The sequence below is a fragment of the Erysipelatoclostridium sp. MSK.23.31 genome (genome assembly GCF_019125875.1).
GTDB lineage: Bacteria > Bacillota_I > Bacilli_A > Erysipelotrichales > Coprobacillaceae > Thomasclavelia > Thomasclavelia ramosa.
On record NZ_JAHOCB010000093.1, the window covers coordinates 1 to 2,171 of the forward strand.

Here is a 2,171-nt window from a genome sequence, read left to right on the forward strand (position 1 = left end):
TCCAGTTATAAACTTGTTCACCAGTTTTGGCATCTACGATTTCCATTGGAACACCGTAAAGATTGTCGCCATCAGCAGTTACCTTGCTGAAAACTGTTTTTGTTAATTCATTATTTATATTTAATGAAGAAGTGTAAGTTAATGTAACAAAATCCTGCTGTGCAAACTGTACCGTTTTGACTTCTTTATCTAAAACAAAACCATCTGGGCATGCAGTTTCTTCCACACTGTATGTCCCCATTGGCAATCCAGATAAAGATAACTTACCATTTGTATCACATGAATAAATACCGTTTTCTAATTCTTTACCATTCACTAATTTTACGACATCATCATTGCTTCCTTTACCTGAGCCAACAGTAATCGCATCTCCTTTAGAATATAATTTTTCTAAAGAAACACTATCATAAATATCTTGGTTTGCAGTAATCTTGAATTGTACTTTTGTTAAATCATAATCAGCTTTATTTACTGCATTTTCATTAGAAGTTTCTAAAGACTTATTTATCTCTAACGTACCTGTAGGTCTTAATTTATTGACAACGATCTGTTCTGTTGTCTGATCTTTATTAATTGTTACCTGAAAAGTCTTTTGAAGAACCGCATGACCATCAGGTACTTTTGTTTCAGTGAGCAGATATTCTCCAACAGGCATACCGCTCATTGATAATTTGCCATCTTTGACTACAAGTTTTTTTTCAAAATCAAGTGTAGTATGTTTTAATGAGAATTCTGAACCGTTAATCAATTTTCCTGTATCATTTGTTTTTCTTAATTCAAAATCACCTACATCCATCCACTTTACTTTTAAACTCAATGTACGAGGATCAGTAGTAACCGATATTGTTCCTTCAGTTTGATAGTTTCCACCTGCAGAAATTGCTAAAGGCGCAAACATTGTAAGATTATTACCTGCCAATTCCCCGCTACTATAATCATCCATTTTTTGTAACGGTGCTGACAAATAAAAAGTATCACCACCGTTAATCGAAACTGTTCCAGTATTTACTGTTCCCTTTGTTACATTATGAAGCTCTACCCCGTTTTGTAGTGGAATACTAATAGTTACCTCTGATGATGTATTTAATGTTATATTTTCTGTTCTCTGTACTCCTTCTTCAAAATAAGCTTGAACATTATTATTTGTTAGATTAAATGTTTTTGTTGGTACAGGCATAGACTGAATCTGATCGTATCTCGCTTTTAAACCAACACCATGTGCTTCTAAGTCATCCCAATCATTGCCACCATATAAATCACCTGAATATGCATAACTAGCCATAATGTGCGTATAAAGATATTTAGTAGTATCATTTGTAACTTGGTCGTCTCTAAATACATCGCCAGGTCCGCCAAATCCATAATATAACACTTTCAATAAAGCATCATTGTTTTTTATAACATAAGGTGCATACTGCCCTTGTGGGGGAGTTTCTTTTGATGCTTCTAAACAATACGCTAAACTGCCGTTTATATAGCACATTTTTGTAGACCAGTTTCCAAGCCAGCTTGGATAACGGATTTCCTGTCCCCAGGTCAATGTAGCGTTTAAGGCATTTGCCTGAGTTAATGTCGATGCACTGATACTTAAAAACATCGCCAGTACTAACATAAGCTGTTTCCAGCATTTTTTTATTTTGTTTAATCCTTTCATTTCTCTACCTCACTTTAAGTTAAAATAAAAAAGATATCATTTTAATATCTAAATAAATATTAATTTGTATCTATATCGCCTCCCTTCGTATTATTGCAATAATAACAGCACTAACTCCTGCTAATACGGCAAATAGTTTCAAATCAACTGCATCACCTGTTTTTACTGCAATTACAGGTGAATGTTTAGGAACAATACTGATATCATAATTCATGCTGTTTTTGCTTTCATTATTAAAAGCAGGTACGGATATCAGTGTTGATACGATATTCTCATATTTATTGATATCTGTTGCCTGAAGCAGATAGACACCCTTTTCTAACTGATCAAATTTGACCGTTCCATAGTCATTGGTAGTTTTTCTAGTTCCAACTATATTTTTTGAAACAGTAATTTTTGAAATAGTGTATGCTGCATTTTTCATATCTTCTGCCGTTTCTAAAGTGTTTAAATCAATCTCAATATCCTGTAGATCATTAATAAGCAAATACTGGCCATTGATTATATCAGCTATTTT

At 33.3% G+C, this 2,171-nt stretch carries 2 protein-coding genes; both read right to left on the minus strand.

What is annotated here, in order from left to right:
- On the minus strand, window positions 1-1,654 hold a 1,654-nt coding region (locus KSU54_RS18335), incomplete at its 3' end, for a thioester domain-containing protein (protein WP_254879235.1).
- Window positions 1,655-1,724: 70 nt separating this feature from the next.
- Window positions 1,725-2,171: hypothetical protein (locus KSU54_RS18340; RefSeq protein ID WP_217749047.1), on the minus strand; the 447-nt coding region annotated here is incomplete at its 5' end.